General features: G+C 63.7%; 1 protein-coding gene. It reads left to right on the forward strand.

The genetic code is table 11. The annotated features are described in order from the left end of the window. A partial coding sequence (locus UIA24_RS23095) for a baseplate J/gp47 family protein (RefSeq protein ID WP_330524051.1) occupies window positions 1-593 on the forward strand: 593 nt, incomplete at both ends.

The following is a 593-nucleotide window of genomic DNA, read 5'->3' on the forward strand; positions in this document are numbered from 1 at the left end:
GCGACCTTTACCGGTGCTGCCTCGGCGCTGCTCGATGCAGGCGTGCTGCTGCAGCGTGATGACGGTGTGCGCTTTCGCGTGACGGCCAGCGTTGTCTTGGCCGGTCAGAGCGGCACGGTCAAGCTGGAAGCCTTGGAGGCCGGCCAGTTGGGTAATACCCCAGCCGGTACGATCCTGCGCTTGATCTCCCCGGTGCTGGGCATCAATGACACGGTGACTGTCGATGCGCCTGGCCTGCAGGGCGGTACCGAACAAGAGAGCATTGAGGCGCTGCGCGCCCGAGTGATTCGCTCGTATCAGGTGATCCCTCACGGCGGCAACCAAGATGACTATGTGACCTGGGCGTTGGAAGTCCCGGGCGTCACCCGTGCCTGGCTTGTGCGGCACTGGATGGGGCCGGGCACGGTTGGTTTGTTCTTCGTCCGCGACGGCGATCTAGATCCCATTCCCAGCGCAGCCGCCTGCGAAGAGGTGCGGGTGTACATCGAGAAACAGCGCCCGGTCACCGCTGAGCTTTACGTACTGCCGCCGCTGGAAAAGCCGGTTCAGTACGAACTGAAGATTATCCCCGACAGCGGCGCAGTACGCCGGGC

It is taken from the genome of Pseudomonas sp. AL 58 (assembly GCF_036348395.1).
GTDB lineage: Bacteria > Pseudomonadota > Gammaproteobacteria > Pseudomonadales > Pseudomonadaceae > Aquipseudomonas > Aquipseudomonas defluvii.